This is a genomic window from Clostridium sp. Marseille-Q7071 (assembly GCF_965112025.1).
The window spans coordinates 3,115,224-3,134,082 of record NZ_CBCOPR010000001.1 but is presented as its reverse complement, the minus strand read 5'-3'; the positions used below and the strand labels follow the sequence as shown (position 1 = coordinate 3,134,082).

Genomic DNA, 18,859 nt, shown 5'->3' with positions numbered 1-18,859 from the left:
TGTTGAAATATAGGATATTATTATATTAAAGATAATTACTAATAATTCATTAGAAGTAATATATAATATTATTATAGTATAAAATGAGGTGAGAGGGATGGAAATTAATTGGATTTGGCTCTTGTTAACAGCGTTTGTTATAGTCATTGACTTTCTTACAAGTGACTTTGTTTATTCCTGGCTTATTATAGGCTTTATACCAGCTTTTTTATTAGGTTTTCTAGTGGTATTTCCTGTACAAGTTTTTATTGCTGTAATGATAGGTGGAATTTCAATTGTATTAGGATTAAAATACTCTAGAAAATATATTAAAAAGAATATAAAGCAAGAAAAGCTAATGATGGGAAAATATTTAGGACAAGAATTTGTAGCAAATATAGATATTATTAAAGAAGAACAAATGAAGGTGAACGGTGTATATTGGAGAGTAAAAAATATAGGTTCACCAATAATTAGTGGTGAAAGTTTTATTGTTGTTGATATAGAGAACAATAAACTTATTATTAAAAAGGGAGATGAATAGCAATGATTCTTTTTGGTTTTTTAACTGTACTGGTAATAGTATTATTACTTATAATATTATCAGTAAAAGTTGTAAACACAGGCTATGTTTACATTTTAGAAAGATTTGGCCAATTCTACAAGGTTTTAGAACCGGGATGGCATATAACAATTCCATTTGCTGACTTTGTAAGAGCAAAAATATCAATGAAACAACAAATTCTTGATATACCACCTCAAAACGTTATAACAAAAGATAACGTTAAAATATCAGTAGATAATGTAATATTCTATCAAGTATTAAATTCTAAAGATGCAGTTTATAACATTGAAAATTATACTTCAGGTATAATGTATTCAACAGTAACTAATATGAGAAATATATTAGGAGATATGACACTTGATGAGGTATTAGCAGGTAGAGATACTATAAACTTCAAGTTATTAACTATTGTAGATACTATTACAGATGCTTATGGAATAAAAATATTATCTGTAGAAATTAAGAATATAGTTCCACCAGCTGAAATTCAAGAAGCGATGGAAAAACAAATGAAAGCTGAAAGAAATAAGAGAGCAGCAATACTTAATGCAGAAGGAGATAGACAAAGTGCTATAGCTAGAGCAGAAGGTGACAAGCAATCTAAAATTCTTCAAGCAGAAGCGGAGAAAGAGGCTAATATTAGAAGAGCAGAAGGTTTACGTGAGTCTCAATTATTAGAGGCAGAAGGTAAAGCAAGTGCAATTGAATTAATTGCTAAAGCTGATGCTGAGGCTATAGAAAAAGTTAATAAAGCTATACTTGATTCAGGTACAGATGCAACTGTAATAGCTCTAAAACAAGTAGAAGCATTAAAAGAATTATCTAAAAACCCAGCTAATAAGTTAATATTACCTGTAGATACATTATCTTCATTAGGTAGCATATCTGCTATAGCTGAAACAATAAAGATGTCAAAAGATAAATAATAAAAAATAAAAGCTAGCTCAATTTTGAGCTAGCTTTATTTTTTTAGCATAAATGATAAACTTGATACAATGTAATTTAGTATTTAATTATAAGAAACACATTAGAGGTAGTTTTTAAAATAGGAATTACCTTATTTTTTTATTTTATAAAAGGAAAAGGTAGTTAAATGTAGAATAATGTTAAGTCGAGGTGGTTTTATGAGAAACAATAGAAAAACACAATTTATATCCTATTTTATTATATTAACTTTAATAATTACTAATTTATTTAGTTTAAATGTTAATGCAGAAACTCAAGTAAAAAGATTAGCTGGTGAAGGGAGATATGAAACTGCAAAAGCAGTGTCATCAGATGGGTGGACAAGTAGTGAATATGCAGTTTTAGTTACAGGAGCAGATTATCCAGATGCACTTAGTGCTACTCCACTAGCTAAAAAGTATGAGGCCCCAATACTATTAACGGAAAAAAATAAGTTAAATAATAATACCTTAAGTGAAATAAAAAGATTAGGTGTAAAAAAAGTATTTATAGTAGGTGGTACCGGGGTAGTAGGTACTGAAGTTGAAGATGAAATTAAGAATTTAAACATTGAGATTGAAAGAATCTTTGGTCAAGGTAGATATGAAACATCAGTTGCAGTTGCAAAAAAGGTAGGAGTAGAAAATGGTATTTTTGTTGCCTATGGCTTAAATTATGCAGATGCATTATCAGTAGGACCAATTGCAGCTAAACTTCAAATGCCAATATTATTAAATCCAACTCATAATTTAGATCCATCATTAGAGAATTTAATAAGCGATAATTCTATTGCAAAGACATATGTAGTTGGAGGAACATCACTTATATCTGATAATGTACTTAATAAATTTCCTAATGCTGAAAGATTATATGGAAGTAATAGATATGAAACTAATAAAATATTATTAGATAAATTTAAAGATCAATTAGATTTTTCTAATTTATTTATTGCAACAGGAATAAATTTTCCGGATGCTTTATCAGGAGGTGCATTAGCATCTAAGAATGGTAATCCTATGGTGCTTATTTCAAATACTCCAGATAATGCAACCCTAAGTATTAAAAAATATAATACACAAGCTAACTTAATTGTTTTAGGAGGAGAAAGTGTTGTTTCTACAGCGGCAATACAGAAATTTAAATCAGGAGTTAAAATGTTTAACTTAAATGCAGGACATACACTTACCGGAGCAGATACAGGCGCTAGTGGCGTAAATGGTTTAAAAGAAGAAGTTTTAACTAGACAACTTGTTAAAGAATTGGATAGTCAGTTTAAATCAAAAGGACAACAGACGAATTTAGTTATTGTAGATCATGCTACTACTTTAGATGAAAGTCTTAATAAACAAGTTATACTATGTAATAGTGTAAATGCTGACATGAATGTTGTTATACATTTTAATAGCCATTTAGGTATTGGATATGGCACAGAGATATTTACATATCAGGGTAAGTATGTACCAGAAGCAGATAGAGTATTAAAAAATATGAGCAAATTAGGATTTAGAAATAGAGGCATTAAGAATGCAGAGCTAGCCTTAATAAATGGAACAGATGCAGAAACTATTTATATTGAGGTATGCTTTATTGACAATGTAAAAGATGTTGCTATTATGAATGAATATGGATTAAATGCTATAGCTAAAGCTATTGTTTGTGGTGTACTAGATATTGAATTCAACGAAGGGAATCTAGTTAGATAAAAAACATTGTATCATAAGAAGTAGATAAATAAGTCAATTTACATATGGAAAAATAGAGCTATATGTAAGTGTTATGAACACTAATGTAGTTATTATTAGTATAGAATATCAATGTCTAATGATGAAAGAATTTGATACAGGACTTTTTTATTTTAAATCAACCCCTTAAGATTTTAAAAAATCTTAAGGGGTTGTTAACGTCTGAATATCCAAATTAATATTCATTTTATATACGAAAACACTATGAAGACCTTAAAAAAATTATATTCTAGATATAAGTGTTGATTTAAACAAAAATAAATTATTTTTTATATATCATATCAATTGTTGAAAAATGAAAAATAGCATGATATAATGATTTCCATCATTTTTAGTTGAGATGAATAAAAGATGAGTTTGGACTATGAGAAGCTTTAGAAACTAATCATATACAAGAAATCAACAGTATAAATGCTTGTAAATGCATTATTGAAGATAAACATATGCCTTTGGAAATTCTGTGGAACTTGTACTGAGTTTAATTGCAAGTTTATCTATATAACTAAGATTGTCTTTTAATGCAGTAATTCGTATTTAAGAAAGGTGGATTAAATTATGAGTGCAAAAATTTTAGTAGTTGATGATGAAAAAGAAATCGCTGATTTATTAGAAATATATTTAAAAAATGAAGGATATGTGGTTTATAAATACTACAATGGTAAAGACGCACTTGATTGTAGCAATTTACAAGATTTGGACTTAGCCATTCTAGATATAATGCTTCCTGATGTAGATGGTTTTACAATTTGTCAGAAAATTAGAGAGAATTATTTTTTCCTATTATTATGCTAACGGCTAAAGTTGAGGACATGGATAAAATTATGGGTTTAACGATAGGTGCAGATGATTATATTACGAAGCCATTTAACCCATTAGAAGTATCTGCAAGGGTAAGAACACAACTTCGACGATATATAAAGTATAATCAAGGAAAAGAAACAGATATTAACCTCTCTGAAAAATGCAATGAATATGAATTTGAAGGTCTTTTTATCAATAAGGATACTCGTAAATGCGTTTTATATGGAAAACAATTATCGTTAACACCAATAGAGTTTTCTATTCTTTGGTATCTGTGTGATCACAAAGGCAAAGTGGTTTCTTCTGAAGAGCTGTTTGAGGCTGTATGGGAAGAAAAATATTTAGATAACAATAATACAGTGATGGCTCATATCGGAAGATTACGTGAAAAAATGCAGGAGCCAGCCAGAAATCCTAAATTCATAAAAACAGTGTGGGGGGTTGGCTATCAAATTGAATAAGATCGATATGAAAAATTTCACAAGAAATCTATTTTTCAATATATTAGGGCGTTTTACTCTAGCTATTACGGTATACTCTATTAGTTTAATAGTTATAGGCTCTCTTGTTATTGATGTAAGTGAGCGACTTGATAGTTATAGAATTTTTAAATTTGTTAATGAGAATAGAAGTTTTTTGGGTGAAATCACATGGATTATTGGCATTTTTTCTATCCTTGCGTGGTATTGGATAAAGACCATCAGATATATTGTAATAGTAGCGGAAGCCAGTAATTCTCTTATTAATTCAAATGAAGAACCTATTCATTTTCCAGCTGCATTAAAACAGATGGAAAACCAGATGAATAACATCAGATTAGATATGTTTCGAAAAGAGCAAATTGCAAAAGAAGCAGAACAAAGAAAAAATGATTTAGTAGTTTATTTGGCTCACGATTTAAAGACACCGCTTACATCTGTTATTGGTTATTTGACTTTGTTGCGTGATGAGGGACAAATTTCAGAGGATTTGAGAAAAAATATCTTTCCATTTCCCTAGAAAAAGCTGAACGGTTAGAGGATTTAATTAACGAGTTTTTTGAAATTACAAGATTTAATCTAACAAGCCTTACATTGGAATTAAGTCGAGTTAATCTGACAAGGATGTTAGAGCAAATCATCTATGAATTTAAGCCAATATTAGCAACAAAAAACCTGCAATGTACTTTAAATGCCGCGCCAGATATAATAATTAAATGTGATGTTAAAAAGATGGAACGGGTATTTGATAATCTAATTCGGAATGCAATCAACTACAGCTTTGAAAATAGCATCATTGAAATTACGGTTGTGCAAGATAAAAGTGGTATAAAGCTAAAATTCTACAATCAGGGCAACACTATTCCAGTAGAAAAGCTGAATCGCATTTTTCAGCAGTTTTATCGTTTAGATACCGCACGAACTTCTAAGACAGGCGGTTCAGGATTGGGACTTGCAATTGCCAAAGAAATTGTTGAATTGCACAGTGGAACTATCACAGCATTCAGTAAAAATGAAGTAATTGAATTTGAGGTTTTTATTCCTATACTTTCGTAGGAAAATCGTAAGAATTTTATCATAATAAAGTAGGTTTTTGTTAGAGAAAAACGGAAAAAGAGTGCTCCTTGCTTAGGTATAATTTATATTACCAAAGCAGGGAGCATTTCTGTTTCGGATGATAATAAATAAAAAAACTATATTTTATAATGAAAGGTGGAACTTATATATGAAAAAAATTATTATTACATTTATATTCTTGGTAATTGGAGTGGGAGCATTTTTTATGAGTAATAGTGAACTTGCTGACAGAATGAATCCATTTCTTAAAAGGGATACTTATTATACAGTTGTAAAAACCGATGGTAAATACTTAGGGAAAGATAAGATTAGAAAAGAGGATGAATGCTATCAATACGAATTTATAGGCTACAATGGTGAAGGAAAAGAGCAAAAGATTATAATTAATGCACCGAAAAATTTACGTCATGGTGCTTACTTATCAGTACAATCAGCAGGAAAGAGTGGAAAAAACTACGGAGAAGTACAACTAAATGAAATTCCTGAAGCAGCAAAAGCAAAATTAGGATTAAAATAAAAGTTCATTTTACAATATAAATTCTAGAGTTTAAAGTCAAATTTATACTTAGAGTTATATTACATAAAGCATGTAAGGAGCATTCATAGTTATGGCAGTAGATAGGAGCGTGTAAGGATGAAAACAGTATTAGAAGCGAAGCATATTTCGAAAGTATATGATAACGGTAAAAATAAATTTGAAGCACTAAAAGAAATCAACTTACAAGTGAAAGAAGGTGAGTTCGTTGGAATCATAAAAATTTCAGGATCAGGTAAAACGACTCTTTTAAACGTACTTTCTACAATTGATAATGTTTCAAAAGGTGAAATTTTAATTGATGGAAAAGATATTGTAAAGATGAATGATGATAAATTAACATTATTTCGTCGCAATCATTTAGGATTCATTTTCCAAGATTATAATTTATTAGATACGCTAACGGTGAAAGAGAATATTGCATTGCCACTTGCACTATCTAAAGTAAAAGCCAGTGAAGTGGAGACTCGTGTACTTACCATTGCAAAAAAGTTTAGAATTAGTCATATTTTAGATAAATATCCATATGAAGTTTCTGGCGGAGAAAAGCAACGTTGTGCAGCCTCCCGTGCTATTGTGACAAATCCAACCATGATTTTTGGAGATGAGCCAACAGGTGCACTTGATTCAAAATCCGCAACAGATTTATTAGAGAATATAAAATTATTAAATAAACATGATAAAGTAACAATTTTAATGGTAACTCATGATGCATTTGCTGCTAGTTATTGTAAACGGGTAATTTTCATTAAAGATGGCAAATTATATAAAGAATTGCATCGTGGTGAGTTAACACAGAAACAATTTTTCCAACAAGTAGTAGATGTCATGTCTTCCATTTCTGGAGGTGGTGTAAATGAAGTTATCTAGTATTGCCATCCGTAATATAAGACGGAATTTTAAAGATTACTTTATATACTTTGCTTCTATGATTTTTAGCATTGTGATCTATTTTACATTCAAAGCATTACAGTACAATTCTCAAATTGCAAAAGCGTCAGGTGAGTCCAATAATATTGGTGATGCTTTTAAGATTTCTAGTGTGATGTTAGTTATATTCGTTGCCGTCTTTATTATATATTCCAATGGATTTTTTACATGTAAACGTAAAAAAGAAGTAGGATTATATTCATTACTAGGAATTCGTAAAAAACAAATTGGGAGAATGTTATTTTATGAAAATATGTTAATGGGACTGCTATCATTAGTAATTGGTATTGTAATTGGAGGTTTGCTATCAAAGCTATTTCTTGAACTATTAATAAGTATAATGGGATTAAATTTAAATGTTCATTTCGAAGTACCTATTGGTGCAATTATTGATACAAGCATTATCTTTTTTGTTATTGTACTCTATACATCCTTTCAAGGTTATCGCCTAGTTTATCGTTTTAAGTTAATTGAGCTTTTCCATGCTGACCGTAAGGGCGAAGAAATGCCAAAGGGATCAATTATTATGGCATGTATTTCAGTTTTTTTAATTGGTTCTGGTTATTACTTATCATTGACATTTTCAGAAGTAATTAAAGGTAAGGATCTTTTTACAGTTGCTCTTTATATCCTACTTGCAACGGTACTTGGTACCTATTTACTATTTATGTTCTTTACTGTTTTTATACTGAAAAGAGTACGAAAAAATAAGGTGTCATTTTATTATGGTATGAATATTATAACAACATCACAATTACTATACCGCATTAGAGGAAATGCGAAATCACTTGCCACAATTGCAGTATTAAGTGCTGTTACACTAACATCCGTTGGAGTTTCTATCACAACATATTATAACACATTTGTACAAGCTAGCAGGTTTACACCATTTAGTTATTCCTATGAAAAGAAGAATGGGGAATTAGATAGTAAAGTGAATACTATTCTTAATGAAGAAAAGAATAGCCATCCGGTAATAGAGCAATTTGAGATAGAGATGGCTTCTGTTAAGGGAAAGTTTGAAGGTGAAAAATCTGATAATATTAGAAATGCTAATTATCTTATTTCAGAATATTATCATCTTGTATCTCAATCATCATTTAATAATATTGCGAAAAGAATGAATACAGATACTGTAAATCTAAATGACGGGGAAGCATTCATATATGATAGTACATATATAGAAGGATATGAGTTTAGTCCGGTATACATAGGAAATAAAGTAGTATTCCACCTTGGAAGTGAAAGAAAGACATTGACAATTAAAGAAGCGGAAGGTCGTAGTCTTACGAGCTTAGGAGAGTTGGTTGTTATTGTTCCAGATGAAGTATATGAAAGTACCAAAAAGATAGCTGGCACACGTATTGTTAAAAATATTAATGTGAAGAATGAAAGAAATAGTAAGGTATTAACTGAAAAATTAAAAAAAGTGATGCTAGTAGAAGAAGATGCAAGTGTACAATCTTTCAATGATTTTTATACTGACTTCGAAAAGGGAATTGAAGCCACAGGTTTAATAATGTTTATCGGTATATTCTTAGGCTTTGTATTCCTGCTTGCAACAGGTTCTGTTATTTACTTTAAACAGTTAGCAGAAGCGAATGCAGATCGTTACTGTTACATTGTCCTTCGCAAAGTTGGTGTAACGAAAAAAGAGATGAAAAAAGCAATAGCAAAGCAAATGAGATTTATATTTGTTATTCCACTAGCTATTGGTATTTTGCATAGCTTATTTGCTTTAAAAAGTTTATCGACGTTAATACCATACCAAATTTTAATTCCTTTATTAATAAGTATGGGAGTATATGGAGTCATTTACATTGGGTATTACTTTTTAACAGTTCAGTCTTATTTTAAGATTGTGAGTGGGAAGTAATAAAGAAACTACATATCGAAGAAAACAATATCTGCTTTTCTTTGATTCTTATTTAGACTATAAGTCCAACGAATCTTTTTCATTTATAACTAGAATTAACTTGGAGAGATCTCATAGTGATATGAGAGGAGTATAAAATGGAATTTGGTAATTTTATAAAACAATATTTAAAATATCCAAGAACAGTGGGCGCTGTAGCTTCAAGTTCAGAAAAATTAGCATATAAAATGGTGGAAGATGTTAATTTTTTAAATGCATCATGTATTGTTGAATATGGACCTGGTACAGGATCATTTACAGAAAAAATATTAAATAAAAAGAAGTATAGTACTATATTTATAGCTATAGAATATAATAGGAATTTTTATGAAATCTTAAATGATAAATTTAAAAATGAGAAAAATTTTATACTTATAAATGGATCCGCAGAAAATTTAAAAGAGTATTTAAACGAATATAATATTGATAAAGTTGACTATATAGTATCAGGTATTCCATTCGCTAGCTTATCTGATGCTATAGGCCGTAAGGTACCATCAGTTACAAAGGAAATACTAAAAGATGAAGGAGAGTTTATAACTTTCCAATATACTTTATTTAAAATGAAACTCTTTAAATCATATTTTAGTAAAATTAAAAGAAGAAAAGTATTTTTAAACTTACCGCCAGCCTATGTTTTGAGATGTAAAAATAAGTTATATGGAATAATTATACAAAATCATAGAATGAATATAGGGCTATATTTCCTAGAATTGATGTATCTAAAGTCTTAAATTATTCAATAAAATAATTAATAATTTCAATTCCAAAAGCCAAGCTACTCCAAGTGATGTTTTATCGAATAAAATATCGCTTGGAGTAGCTTGGCTATCGATATTATGCCTAATAGCGAAAGTTTTACATAAACTTTAACAACTCAGGGTAGACAATACAATTTATCAAGTGAGTAATAAATATATAAAGGGATAGTTTTCTAATTTAAGCTAAAAAAAGTATTAGCTTTTAAAAGATTTGTTTAATGAAAGAATTAAGAAGAAATATTTTACAATTATATGTCGAATATAGTATCTTATATATAGGAGGTGATATGAAATGTCAATAAAATATAATGTAGGTATGGAGCGACAGCAATAAATCATTTTAGAGATATATCTTTAAAAAATATTGATTATCTATTTCTTATAATAATTAATTATTTATTAAATAGATGTAAGATATAAGAAGAATATTTCAGTTGTTTGTAATACCAATTGTATATTATTAAAGTTAGTTTGAGGGAGATTTGAGAGATGAATTTAGAGAGAATAAAAAAAAGAAAATGACTAAACAAAAAGGTTTAAAACGATTTAGACAATATTTATTGAGAGGGGTTATTTTTGTAGTTTTTATTTTACTAATAGGTTGTTTATATGAAAGAATAGGTGGATACAAGGATGAAAAAAATTATCTTCCAGTAGGAAAGATGGTTGAGGTAAATAATCATAAAATTAATGTTTTTAGTAAAGGTGAAGGAAATTCTACTGTGGTTTTTACTGGAGGATTAAATGAACCAAGCTCTTATGCAGATTTTTATCCTCTTTACAATGAAATTTCCAATTATACTAGAATTGTTACTTATGATAGACCAGGACATGGATGGAGTTAAGTAACAGATGTACCAAGAGATATAGATTCTATTGTAGAAGAAATGCACACTGCACTTATTGAATCAGGAGAAAAATCTCCATATGTATTAGTTGGACACTCATATGCATCATTGCAAATGATAAGATTTGCACAGCTTTATAAAGATGAAGTATCTGCGTTAGTATTGATAGATGGTGGAAATCCTGAGTATTATGTCCAAAATGGCTTGGAAGTTGCTAATAGTACAGTAGCTAAGTATAAGTTTCTAAAGTCTACTGGTATAGCAAGATTAGCACTTTATCATACAGATTTCTTTTCAAAAAAAATTAAGTTATTACCTGATGATTTAAAGCAATTATATTTAGGAATGACAATAAAAACTATGTATAACAAAAATATTATAGACGAAGGTAATGGGGCAAAAGCTAATGCAAAGACTGTGATGGAAAATGGTCATTTAGGTAGTTTACCAATTAGAATACTAACTGCTCCTAGTGATCCTGAATGGGATAACAGTCAGATAGCCTTGAAGAAATGGTCAACAGATAGTGAACAAATAGTTGTTAATGGAGCAGGTCATGCTATACATCAATATAATCCAGATGTTGTGAATAATGAAATAAAAAAACTAATAGAGAAGCATAAGTAGAAGATATTAATGCTAACAACTACAAGTGTTTAAATTAAAACTAGAGTCAATACATATTTTAAATATCAAACAAATTAAAATTACATGGTTTTTGATAACTTTTGTAACAAATTTAAAGACAAAATAACAAACTATATATGCCTTTGGGGAGATTATAAGTGCTAGCTTATTACAAGATTAATAAGCTAGCACTTAATTTTTATTATATATAGTTTCCTTATTGCAATCATTTTATTAAAGTGATAAAATAATTTCTAAAAGGAAACTATTTTATATTAAAGAGGTATTTATCTATGAATGAAAAATTATATAATTCTAAATTAGAAGAAGGCTTATCAACACTTCAATGCGAACTTGTTGCTGAGAGAAATAGAGTAAACCCAGAAAATATTTCTTGGTTTCAGTACGATTTATTAGAGTTGTTATATCGAACAAAGGGAAGTTTGCCTTCAGAATTAAGTATTAAATTAGCTGCTTCACGCTCTAAAATATCTAAGGCATTGAAGGGACTTAAGGAAATAGGCTATATTGAACAAAAGAAACAACCTAATGATGATGCACGAGAATTTTGGACAGAATTAACAGATAAAGGATTCAAATTTTTAAAGAATACTAAGAGTGGACATGAATATTTAGCAGGAATTGCTGAAACTACTTTAACTAAAGATGAGCAAGTATTGTTTGCTGAGATGTGTATCAAATTAAGCAAAGTATTTGAAGAAAAGAGGAGATACTATGATAGAAGAAATGATTGAAATATTTCATGCAAATGAAAATAACCTTAAGGATATATCAGTAAAGATTCCAAAGAAAAAAATTACTATAGTCACGGGATTATCTGGTTCAGGAAAATCTTCGCTGATTTTTGATACATTAGCTGCTGAGTCCCAACGAATGTTAAATGATACTTACTCTGCCTATATTCAACAGCTATTACCTCATTATGGGAGGCCAAATGTTGAAAAGATTAATAACCTTCCTGTATCTATTATTATAGATCAAAAAAAGATAGGTGGGAATGCACGTTCAACAGTTGGAACAGTCACCGACATTTACACCTTGTTGCGTCTACTTTTCTCTAGAATTGGAAAACCTTTTGTTGGTTATTCAATGAACTTTTCTTTCAACAACACAAATGGCATGTGTCCTCAGTGTCAAGGATTAGGAGTAGTTAAGGACATTAATATTAATAAACTAATTGACTTTGATAAAAGTTTAGCTGAAGGAGCTATTCAATTTCCTACATTTCAACCAGGAGGATGGAGGTTAACTCGATATACTGAATCCGGATATTTTGATATTCAAAAACCTATTAAAGATTACTCTAATTTAGAGCTCAATACTTTGCTTTATGAAAAAGAAAAAATACCAGATAACCCTACAGAAAAATGGCATAAAACAGCTAAGTATATTGGTGTTATACCTCGAATTAGAAGTTCATTTTTAGAAAAAGAACAAAAACAATACAAAGAAGAGATTGAAGAAATCATTAAAGAACAGATTTGTCCCCACTGCGAGGGAAAAAGATTGAATGACACGATTTTATCTTGTAAGATTAAAGGAAAATCAATCGGTGATTGTGTGAATATGCCAATAAATGAATTGAAATCTTTTATTCAGACAATTAGTGAAAAAGAAGTTCAGACGGTGATTGATGATATTTTTCAGCGTTTAAGTACATTAGAAGAAGTTGGATTAGATTATCTGACATTAAATCGCACTACTAATACATTATCTGGAGGAGAATCTCAACGTATTAAAATGTCAAAGCATTTAAACAGTAGTCTCAGTGATATTTTATATATATTTGATGAACCTAGCACTGGATTACATCCTCATGATATCATTGGTATAAACAAGATATTTAAGGGGCTTAAAGATAAAGGAAATACAGTAGTAATAGTGGAGCATGATCCTGATGTGATAAAGATAGCAGACCATATAATTGATATGGGTCCAAAGCCAGGAATTCATGGTGGGGAAATTCTTTTTGAGGGAACCTATTTAGAGCTATTAAATAGTCATACTATTACGGGTCTTGCTTTATCTGAAAAACATAAAATAAACATGACAAATAAAGAATTTACTGAGTTTTATGAACTTAATAATGCAAATATGTTTAACTTAAAGAATATATCAGTAAAAATACCTATAAATGCCTTGACAGTTGTAACAGGAGTAGCTGGTTCAGGTAAAAGTACATTGATTACGCGTCTTTTCATAAATAGTTATCCTAATAGCATCCTTTTAGATCAAAAAAGAGTGTATACATCTTCTCGCTCAATATTAGCTACGTACATTGGCTTTTTTGATAAAATTCGAACCCTATTTGGAAAAGCAAATGATCAATCACCTTCATTATTTAGTTATAATGGAAAAGGGGCGTGCCCTTTATGTAAAGGTATGGGAATAATTAAAACAGATCTTGCCTTTCTAGATGATGTAGAGCAAACTTGTGAGTTATGTGGCGGAAGACGATACAGCGAAGAAGCTTTGAGTTATAAATATAAAGGATATACAATTAGTGATATTCTTAACCTTACAGTGGAAGAAGCTTTAACTGTTTTTACAGACAAAGAAATTAAGAAAATATTACATACTATTCAAGAAGTAAATCTAAGCTATATAAAACTTGGGCAGTCATTGGATACATTATCAGGAGGAGAACTTCAGCGATTAAAAATTGCTGTAACACTTTTAAATGATAGTGGCGAGATTTATATATTTGATGAACCAAGCACTGGTTTACATGAGGCAGATACTAAAAAGTTGATAGTATTATTAAACAAATTAATTGAACGAGGAAAAACAATTATTGCACTAGAACATAATTTGAGCATCATGTGTCATGCTGACTGGATTATTGATTTAGGACTTTTTGGAGGCTTTAATGGTGGAGAACTAGTATATATGGGATATCCACAAAATATAATAAACTGTTCTTTATCCTTAACAGGAAAAAGATTATTAGAGTATATATCAAAAGAATAGATATCAATTTTGATTGTTGCATATTATTAAAGGAAGTCATTATGGCTTCCTTTAATAATATAAAAAAATTATGAATTAATTATAATTCATAGCTCATGTATTATTTTATAATAATACGAAAAAAATTCAGTATGATTTTGCGTAATATCTTTTTCTTTTAGGTGGTAAAGAATAGTAAGGCAAAATATTTTAACTAGGATATATTTTAGAGTAGTGTTTAAAATATATCAATTTTTAAGGGAAGCCATCTGAAGTGACCCCAAAAAATTAGACAAAATTCAATTAAGCTACATGAGAGGACTGAATCCTATATTGAACAGGACTTAGTCCTTTTAATTTTTTCTTAATACGGTCATTGTTATAGTAGTCTATGTACTCGATTAGTTCTTCTATGAATTGTTCTATATTATTAAATTCCTGCAAGTACAGCAGCTCTGTTTTCAACATACTAAAGAAATTTTCCATAACTGCATTATCTAGGCAGTTACCTTTACGAGACATGCTCTGTTTGATACCTTTTTCTTTAGCATTTGTTGATAACTAAACATTTGATATTGCCATCCCTGATCTGAGTGAAGTATTAATTGTGTATTATCGGGAATTTTCTCAAATGCCTTTTTTAGCATATCAGTTGTTTGATGAAAAGTAGGTCTTTCAGATAAATTATAGCTTACTATTTCTCCGTTGTACAAGTCAAGTATTGGTGAAAGATATAGTTTACTCCCAAAGATTGAGAACTCGGTTACATCGGTAACCCATTTCTGATTAGGTTTATTTGCTTTGAAATTACGTTTTAGCAAATTTGGTGCAATCTTACCAACCTTTCCACGGTATGATTTATATTTCTTAATACGAACCATGCATTTTAATCCCAGTTGTGACATTAGCTTTTGAACGGTTTTATGGTTTACAATATATCCTCTATTACGCAATTCCATTGTAATTCTTCGATATCCATATCTACCTTTATTCTCGTGATAGATTTGATTTATAGCAGATTTAACATCTTCATATTTGTCATGTTTTTTCATAGCTTTTAGCTGATAGTAAAATGTGCTACGGGCTATGCCCACAAGTTTCAATAAATCAGCTAACTTGTATTTATGCCTTAATTCAGTGATAACAACTATTTTGTCTTTTTCTCTGATTTTTCCTTGGCTTGAATTAAGGCATTCAACTTTTTTAAGTATTCATTCTCCATTCTAAGCCTTTGATTTTCTGATATTAAGTCTTCCTCTACTTGTTTATTGAGTTGCTTAGAAACCTTTGTATTCTTACCACCTTTTTTTCTTCCACGCCTCTGTATGTATAGTCCTTCTACGCCTTCTTCTAAATATATACGATCCCATCTTGAGATAATTGAATCAGCAATTCCATACTTTTCTTCTGCATCAGTAAAACTAAGATTATTATTTCTAATATCCTCTATAACCCTTTGCTTGATTTCACCAGTATAAGTTTTTCTTTTGGACATAAAATATGCACCCCTTTTTTAATTATACACTTCTTATTTACAGTGTCTAACTTTTGGGGTGCATATCAATCGACTTCCCTTATTTTAGTTTATAAGAATAGCATAGTCTATTTATGTCTTAACCATGTTTGAGAATTTAATGCTAATTCTTGTACCTCATTAATAAATCTACTGGTATGGTAACCATCACAAACTGCATGGTGAACCTGTATGGACATAGGAATAAATATTTTATTATTCTGTTCAAAATATTTACCAATAGTAAAAATAGGAACTAAATATCTTCCATCATTGTATACATTCAAATTAAACCCAGTAAAACTCACCCAGGGTATGCAGGATATAGGAAATGTATTGGCTGGTTCATTCAATTTCGAAGTAAACCTCATAATGTCCCCATAGTTTTTAATATCATCAAGATACTTACTGTAAAAACATAAAAAATTTTCGTCATATTCTGTCCAGATCTCTGAATGTGTTTCGTTATCCTTATGAAAGATAGTATAACTTGGACTCATACTATCCCAGTATCCTAAATTACCGTTTTCATCAAAACAAGTGCGGAATTCCTTATGATTATTAACCACAGTTGCAATGATATAAATAAGTGTTGGATACAGTTTAAGTTTTTTAAGTTTAATATCATGCAATAAATTTGTTATTTCTATATTTGCTGTCATGCTATAAGTGCACCTAACAGAATTCAAATAGTATTCAAAGTATGGTTTTCTGTTCCAATGTTCAATATCTATTAAATTAAATTTCATAATTTTAGCCTCCTAAAAAGTTTCGTTGACGTATTTTAGAAGGCTATCTTAATTGTGATAATCATTTTGCAACCTCCAAGCCTGTACTTATGGTTTATATTATAGCATATATACTATAATGTTCAATAATCAACATCTATCTAAAACATAGCCTATAAATAAGCGAGTTGTGAAACAATGTCAGCGGCCGAAGAACTTAAAATAATGCATATTTTTCTTATTTAACGACTAAAATATAAAATCAAATAATTTTTCTAAATACCGTATTATTCAGAAATGAATTTTACGGTATTTTTACGTCGTAATTTAAATATTTTATGAAGTTAAGAAAAGAAAATATAGAGTGAATAAGATAAAAACAGAAATTAAAGGATTAGCCTATGAGCTAGTACATGAAGAAACTAATGAAATAGGTAAGAGTCATAATGAATATATATCTTTAGGACTAGATAGTGCATATGAAATCTTAAAGGTTAATAGAAAAGAATTTATAAAAATGTTCGTATAAGTAGCACAATACGCTATTTTAAGAGGAAAAGTGCAAAGTAAGTATACTAGTTAAATAATAAAATAGTACATATATATTCAAAATCATTATCCTGAAATCTATAAAGAGTATAACTTAAAGATAGAAGAAAGCCATAAAAAGAGATTTAAGTCTATGCAGCAAAAGAGTGCAGAAGTTAGAAGAAATCAGAAAGAATATCTACTGTGTTTTAACAATAAAGCTTTTGAAGAATTACCAAGAGAGGAATTATAAATGAGATAGCTCCAATAATATGGATTAGTAAGAAATACACTGATTAAATCCGTAAAAAATATGGAAAGAAGCCTGAGAAAGTCTGTAACAAGTTCGGTAAGTATATGTTAATATTAAATCATGAAAAAAGGTAGTAACCACAGCAGGGATTACAAATGTGGTTACAGCTATTAAAAAGAGTAAATTCTAGAAAGGTATTTAGGTTGCTAGGTGCTTTTTACATACATTGATAAGCTAAGAGAGGTATATCTATATACAAAACAAAGAAAAATTTTTAATTAGTTAATATTTAAAATTAAGAAATTTACTTATAATGTAATATGTAGTGTTATTTGTCTAATGATTTGTGTTGAAGTAGGTCTGTTGAACATTTACAATGTTTACTGTAAATAATTTAAGGTGGAGGGGATAATATGAGAAAAAAATTTACAATTGCATTAATTATGATATTAGTACTATTGCTAGGGAGTTCTGCTACTGTATTTGCAGCTGATTCTATAGAGAGCAAACTTAAAAAGGACTATTCCAATAATTTAATAGCTAACTATAAACTTGATGAAATAGATGAAAATACTTGCATAGATACTATAGGACAATATAATGGTACATATAATGGCACTATAAGTATAACTGAAGATAATAAGACTTTTAGAAGGTTTAATGGGATAAGTGATTATATACAATTCAATAATCCAATTATTCCTGTTGGTAAAAAATCTATTAAGTTCAAAGTACGAGTAAATGATATTCCTAACAAAGATATGGCAGTTTTGAATAATGCTATATCAGATAAGCAATTAATTTATGGTAGTTGGATAGGGATAGATACAGAAGGTAAGGTTATATGGAATATATATAATGGAGATTACAATGTTTCAAGTAGGCTTATCCGTTTAGCTTCAACAAGAAATATTTGTGACGGACAATGGCACACAGTTTTATTAACATGGGATGGGACTACTAATTCGAATACAGCTAAAATGTATATTGATGATTTAAATACTCCAGATATTAGCACAACATCAAAGAAAACAGAATCAAATAATTTAACATCAAACTTAACAATAGGAAAAACATCAAATAAAGCATATCCATATATATTTAAAGGCGATTTAGATGAAATTGAAATATATAATGAAGTTGTTGATTATTCAAATAAAGCTGAGTCTATATCATTAGACAAAACATCTATGAATTTAATGAAAGGCAGCTCAGAAAAATTAACTGCAACAGTATTACCTGAAGATACTACAAATAAAAAAGTTATATGGTCATCAAGTGATGAAAGTATAGCAAAAGTAGATGAAAATGGAAATGTAACAGCTATAAAAGAAGGACAAGCAACAATAATAGCTAAATTAGAAAATACTGATTTAACAGCTACTTGTGAAGTAAATGTAAGCAAATTAGTAGAAGAAAATAAGAATAATGCAATTTTAAGTATTTCTTTAGTAAATGGAGCTAGAAAAGAATATGATGTAAGCATGGAAGAAGTAAATAAATTTATAAACTGGTATGAGGAAAGAGCTAATGGTAAAGGTTCAGCATTATACTCATTTGATAAAAAGATTAATCCATATAAATCAGTAAAAGAATATATAGCACATGATAAGATAGCATCTTTTGAAGTAAGAGAATATGAAATCAGTAAATAAAATAGATA

The 18,859-nt window shown here is 29.3% G+C and carries 14 protein-coding genes and 4 pseudogenes; 15 read left to right on the top strand and 3 right to left on the bottom strand.

All coding sequences use genetic code 11. From position 1 onward, the window contains the following. Positions 1 to 97: 97 nt before the first annotated feature. From ACWPW7_RS14865 to ACWPW7_RS14805, 13 genes and pseudogenes are all read left to right on the top strand, one after another. The gene (locus ACWPW7_RS14865) at positions 98 to 523 is read left to right on the top strand and encodes an NfeD family protein (protein WP_291561445.1); all 426 of its coding nucleotides are present in this window, start codon (positions 98 to 100) and stop codon (positions 521 to 523) included. 2 nt (positions 524 to 525) lie between these two features. Further along, a complete protein-coding gene (locus tag ACWPW7_RS14860) occupies positions 526 to 1,470 on the top strand; it encodes an SPFH domain-containing protein (protein WP_291561442.1) in 945 nt (314 codons plus the stop codon). Positions 1,471 to 1,668: 198 nt separating this feature from the next. Beyond that, complete coding sequence (locus ACWPW7_RS14855; protein WP_454054137.1) at positions 1,669 to 3,192, top strand: cell wall-binding repeat-containing protein; 1,524 nt, start codon at positions 1,669 to 1,671, stop codon at positions 3,190 to 3,192. Between the two features lie 594 nt (positions 3,193 to 3,786). Continuing rightward, positions 3,787 to 4,493: pseudogene (gene vanR, locus ACWPW7_RS14850) on the top strand (VanR-ABDEGLN family response regulator transcription factor). Between the two features lie 7 nt (positions 4,494 to 4,500). Next, positions 4,501 to 5,567 (top strand): annotated as a pseudogene (locus tag ACWPW7_RS14845) (sensor histidine kinase). A 169-nt stretch (positions 5,568 to 5,736) separates the two neighbouring features. Continuing rightward, complete coding sequence (locus ACWPW7_RS14840; protein WP_454054136.1) at positions 5,737 to 6,105, top strand: YxeA family protein; 369 nt, start codon at positions 5,737 to 5,739, stop codon at positions 6,103 to 6,105. A 117-nt stretch (positions 6,106 to 6,222) separates the two neighbouring features. Next, positions 6,223 to 6,993, top strand: coding sequence for an ABC transporter ATP-binding protein (locus tag ACWPW7_RS14835; RefSeq protein ID WP_454054135.1), 771 nt, complete (start codon positions 6,223 to 6,225; stop codon positions 6,991 to 6,993). Then, complete coding sequence (locus tag ACWPW7_RS14830; protein WP_454054134.1) at positions 6,980 to 8,929, top strand: FtsX-like permease family protein; 1,950 nt, start codon at positions 6,980 to 6,982, stop codon at positions 8,927 to 8,929. The genes ACWPW7_RS14835 and ACWPW7_RS14830 overlap by 14 nt, the downstream gene beginning before the upstream one ends. A 137-nt stretch (positions 8,930 to 9,066) precedes the next feature. Further along, a complete protein-coding gene (locus ACWPW7_RS14825; protein ID WP_454054133.1) occupies positions 9,067 to 9,702 on the top strand; it encodes a class I SAM-dependent methyltransferase in 636 nt (211 codons plus the stop codon). Positions 9,703 to 10,211: 509 nt separating this feature from the next. Beyond that, on the top strand, positions 10,212 to 10,574 hold the full coding sequence (locus ACWPW7_RS14820) for an alpha/beta fold hydrolase (RefSeq protein WP_454054132.1): 363 nt from the start codon (positions 10,212 to 10,214) through the stop codon (positions 10,572 to 10,574). 21 nt (positions 10,575 to 10,595) lie between these two features. Next, complete coding sequence (locus ACWPW7_RS14815) at positions 10,596 to 11,204, top strand: alpha/beta fold hydrolase (RefSeq protein WP_454055517.1); 609 nt, start codon at positions 10,596 to 10,598, stop codon at positions 11,202 to 11,204. Between the two features lie 293 nt (positions 11,205 to 11,497). After that, the gene (locus ACWPW7_RS14810; protein ID WP_454054131.1) at positions 11,498 to 11,959 is read left to right on the top strand and encodes a MarR family winged helix-turn-helix transcriptional regulator; all 462 of its coding nucleotides are present in this window, start codon (positions 11,498 to 11,500) and stop codon (positions 11,957 to 11,959) included. After that, entirely contained in the window at positions 11,940 to 14,195 is a 2,256-nt protein-coding gene (locus ACWPW7_RS14805) for an ATP-binding cassette domain-containing protein (RefSeq protein ID WP_454054130.1), read from the top strand. The genes ACWPW7_RS14810 and ACWPW7_RS14805 overlap by 20 nt, the downstream gene beginning before the upstream one ends. A 282-nt stretch (positions 14,196 to 14,477) precedes the next feature. Here the strand turns inward: ACWPW7_RS14805 and ACWPW7_RS14800 are convergent. The 3 genes and pseudogenes from ACWPW7_RS14800 to catA form a co-directional block, all read right to left on the bottom strand. Further along, positions 14,478 to 15,408, bottom strand: a pseudogene (locus ACWPW7_RS14800) (IS3 family transposase); the annotation flags it as partial. Positions 15,409 to 15,492: 84 nt separating this feature from the next. Continuing rightward, positions 15,493 to 15,669, bottom strand: a pseudogene (locus tag ACWPW7_RS14795) (helix-turn-helix domain-containing protein); the annotation flags it as partial. A gap of 107 nt (positions 15,670 to 15,776) precedes the next feature. Beyond that, complete coding sequence (gene catA, locus ACWPW7_RS14790; protein ID WP_454054129.1) at positions 15,777 to 16,436, bottom strand: type A chloramphenicol O-acetyltransferase; 660 nt, start codon at positions 16,434 to 16,436, stop codon at positions 15,777 to 15,779. A 343-nt stretch (positions 16,437 to 16,779) separates the two neighbouring features. Between catA and ACWPW7_RS14785 the strand changes: the two genes are divergently transcribed. Together ACWPW7_RS14785 and ACWPW7_RS14780 are read left to right on the top strand one after the other, a co-directional pair. After that, positions 16,780 to 16,944, top strand: a complete 165-nt coding sequence (locus ACWPW7_RS14785) for a hypothetical protein (RefSeq protein ID WP_454054128.1) — start codon at positions 16,780 to 16,782, stop codon at positions 16,942 to 16,944. A 665-nt stretch (positions 16,945 to 17,609) separates the two neighbouring features. Continuing rightward, positions 17,610 to 18,851 (top strand): Ig-like domain-containing protein, encoded by a 1,242-nt coding sequence (locus tag ACWPW7_RS14780; protein ID WP_454054127.1) that lies wholly within the window; start codon positions 17,610 to 17,612, stop codon positions 18,849 to 18,851. Positions 18,852 to 18,859: the final 8 nt, after the last annotated feature.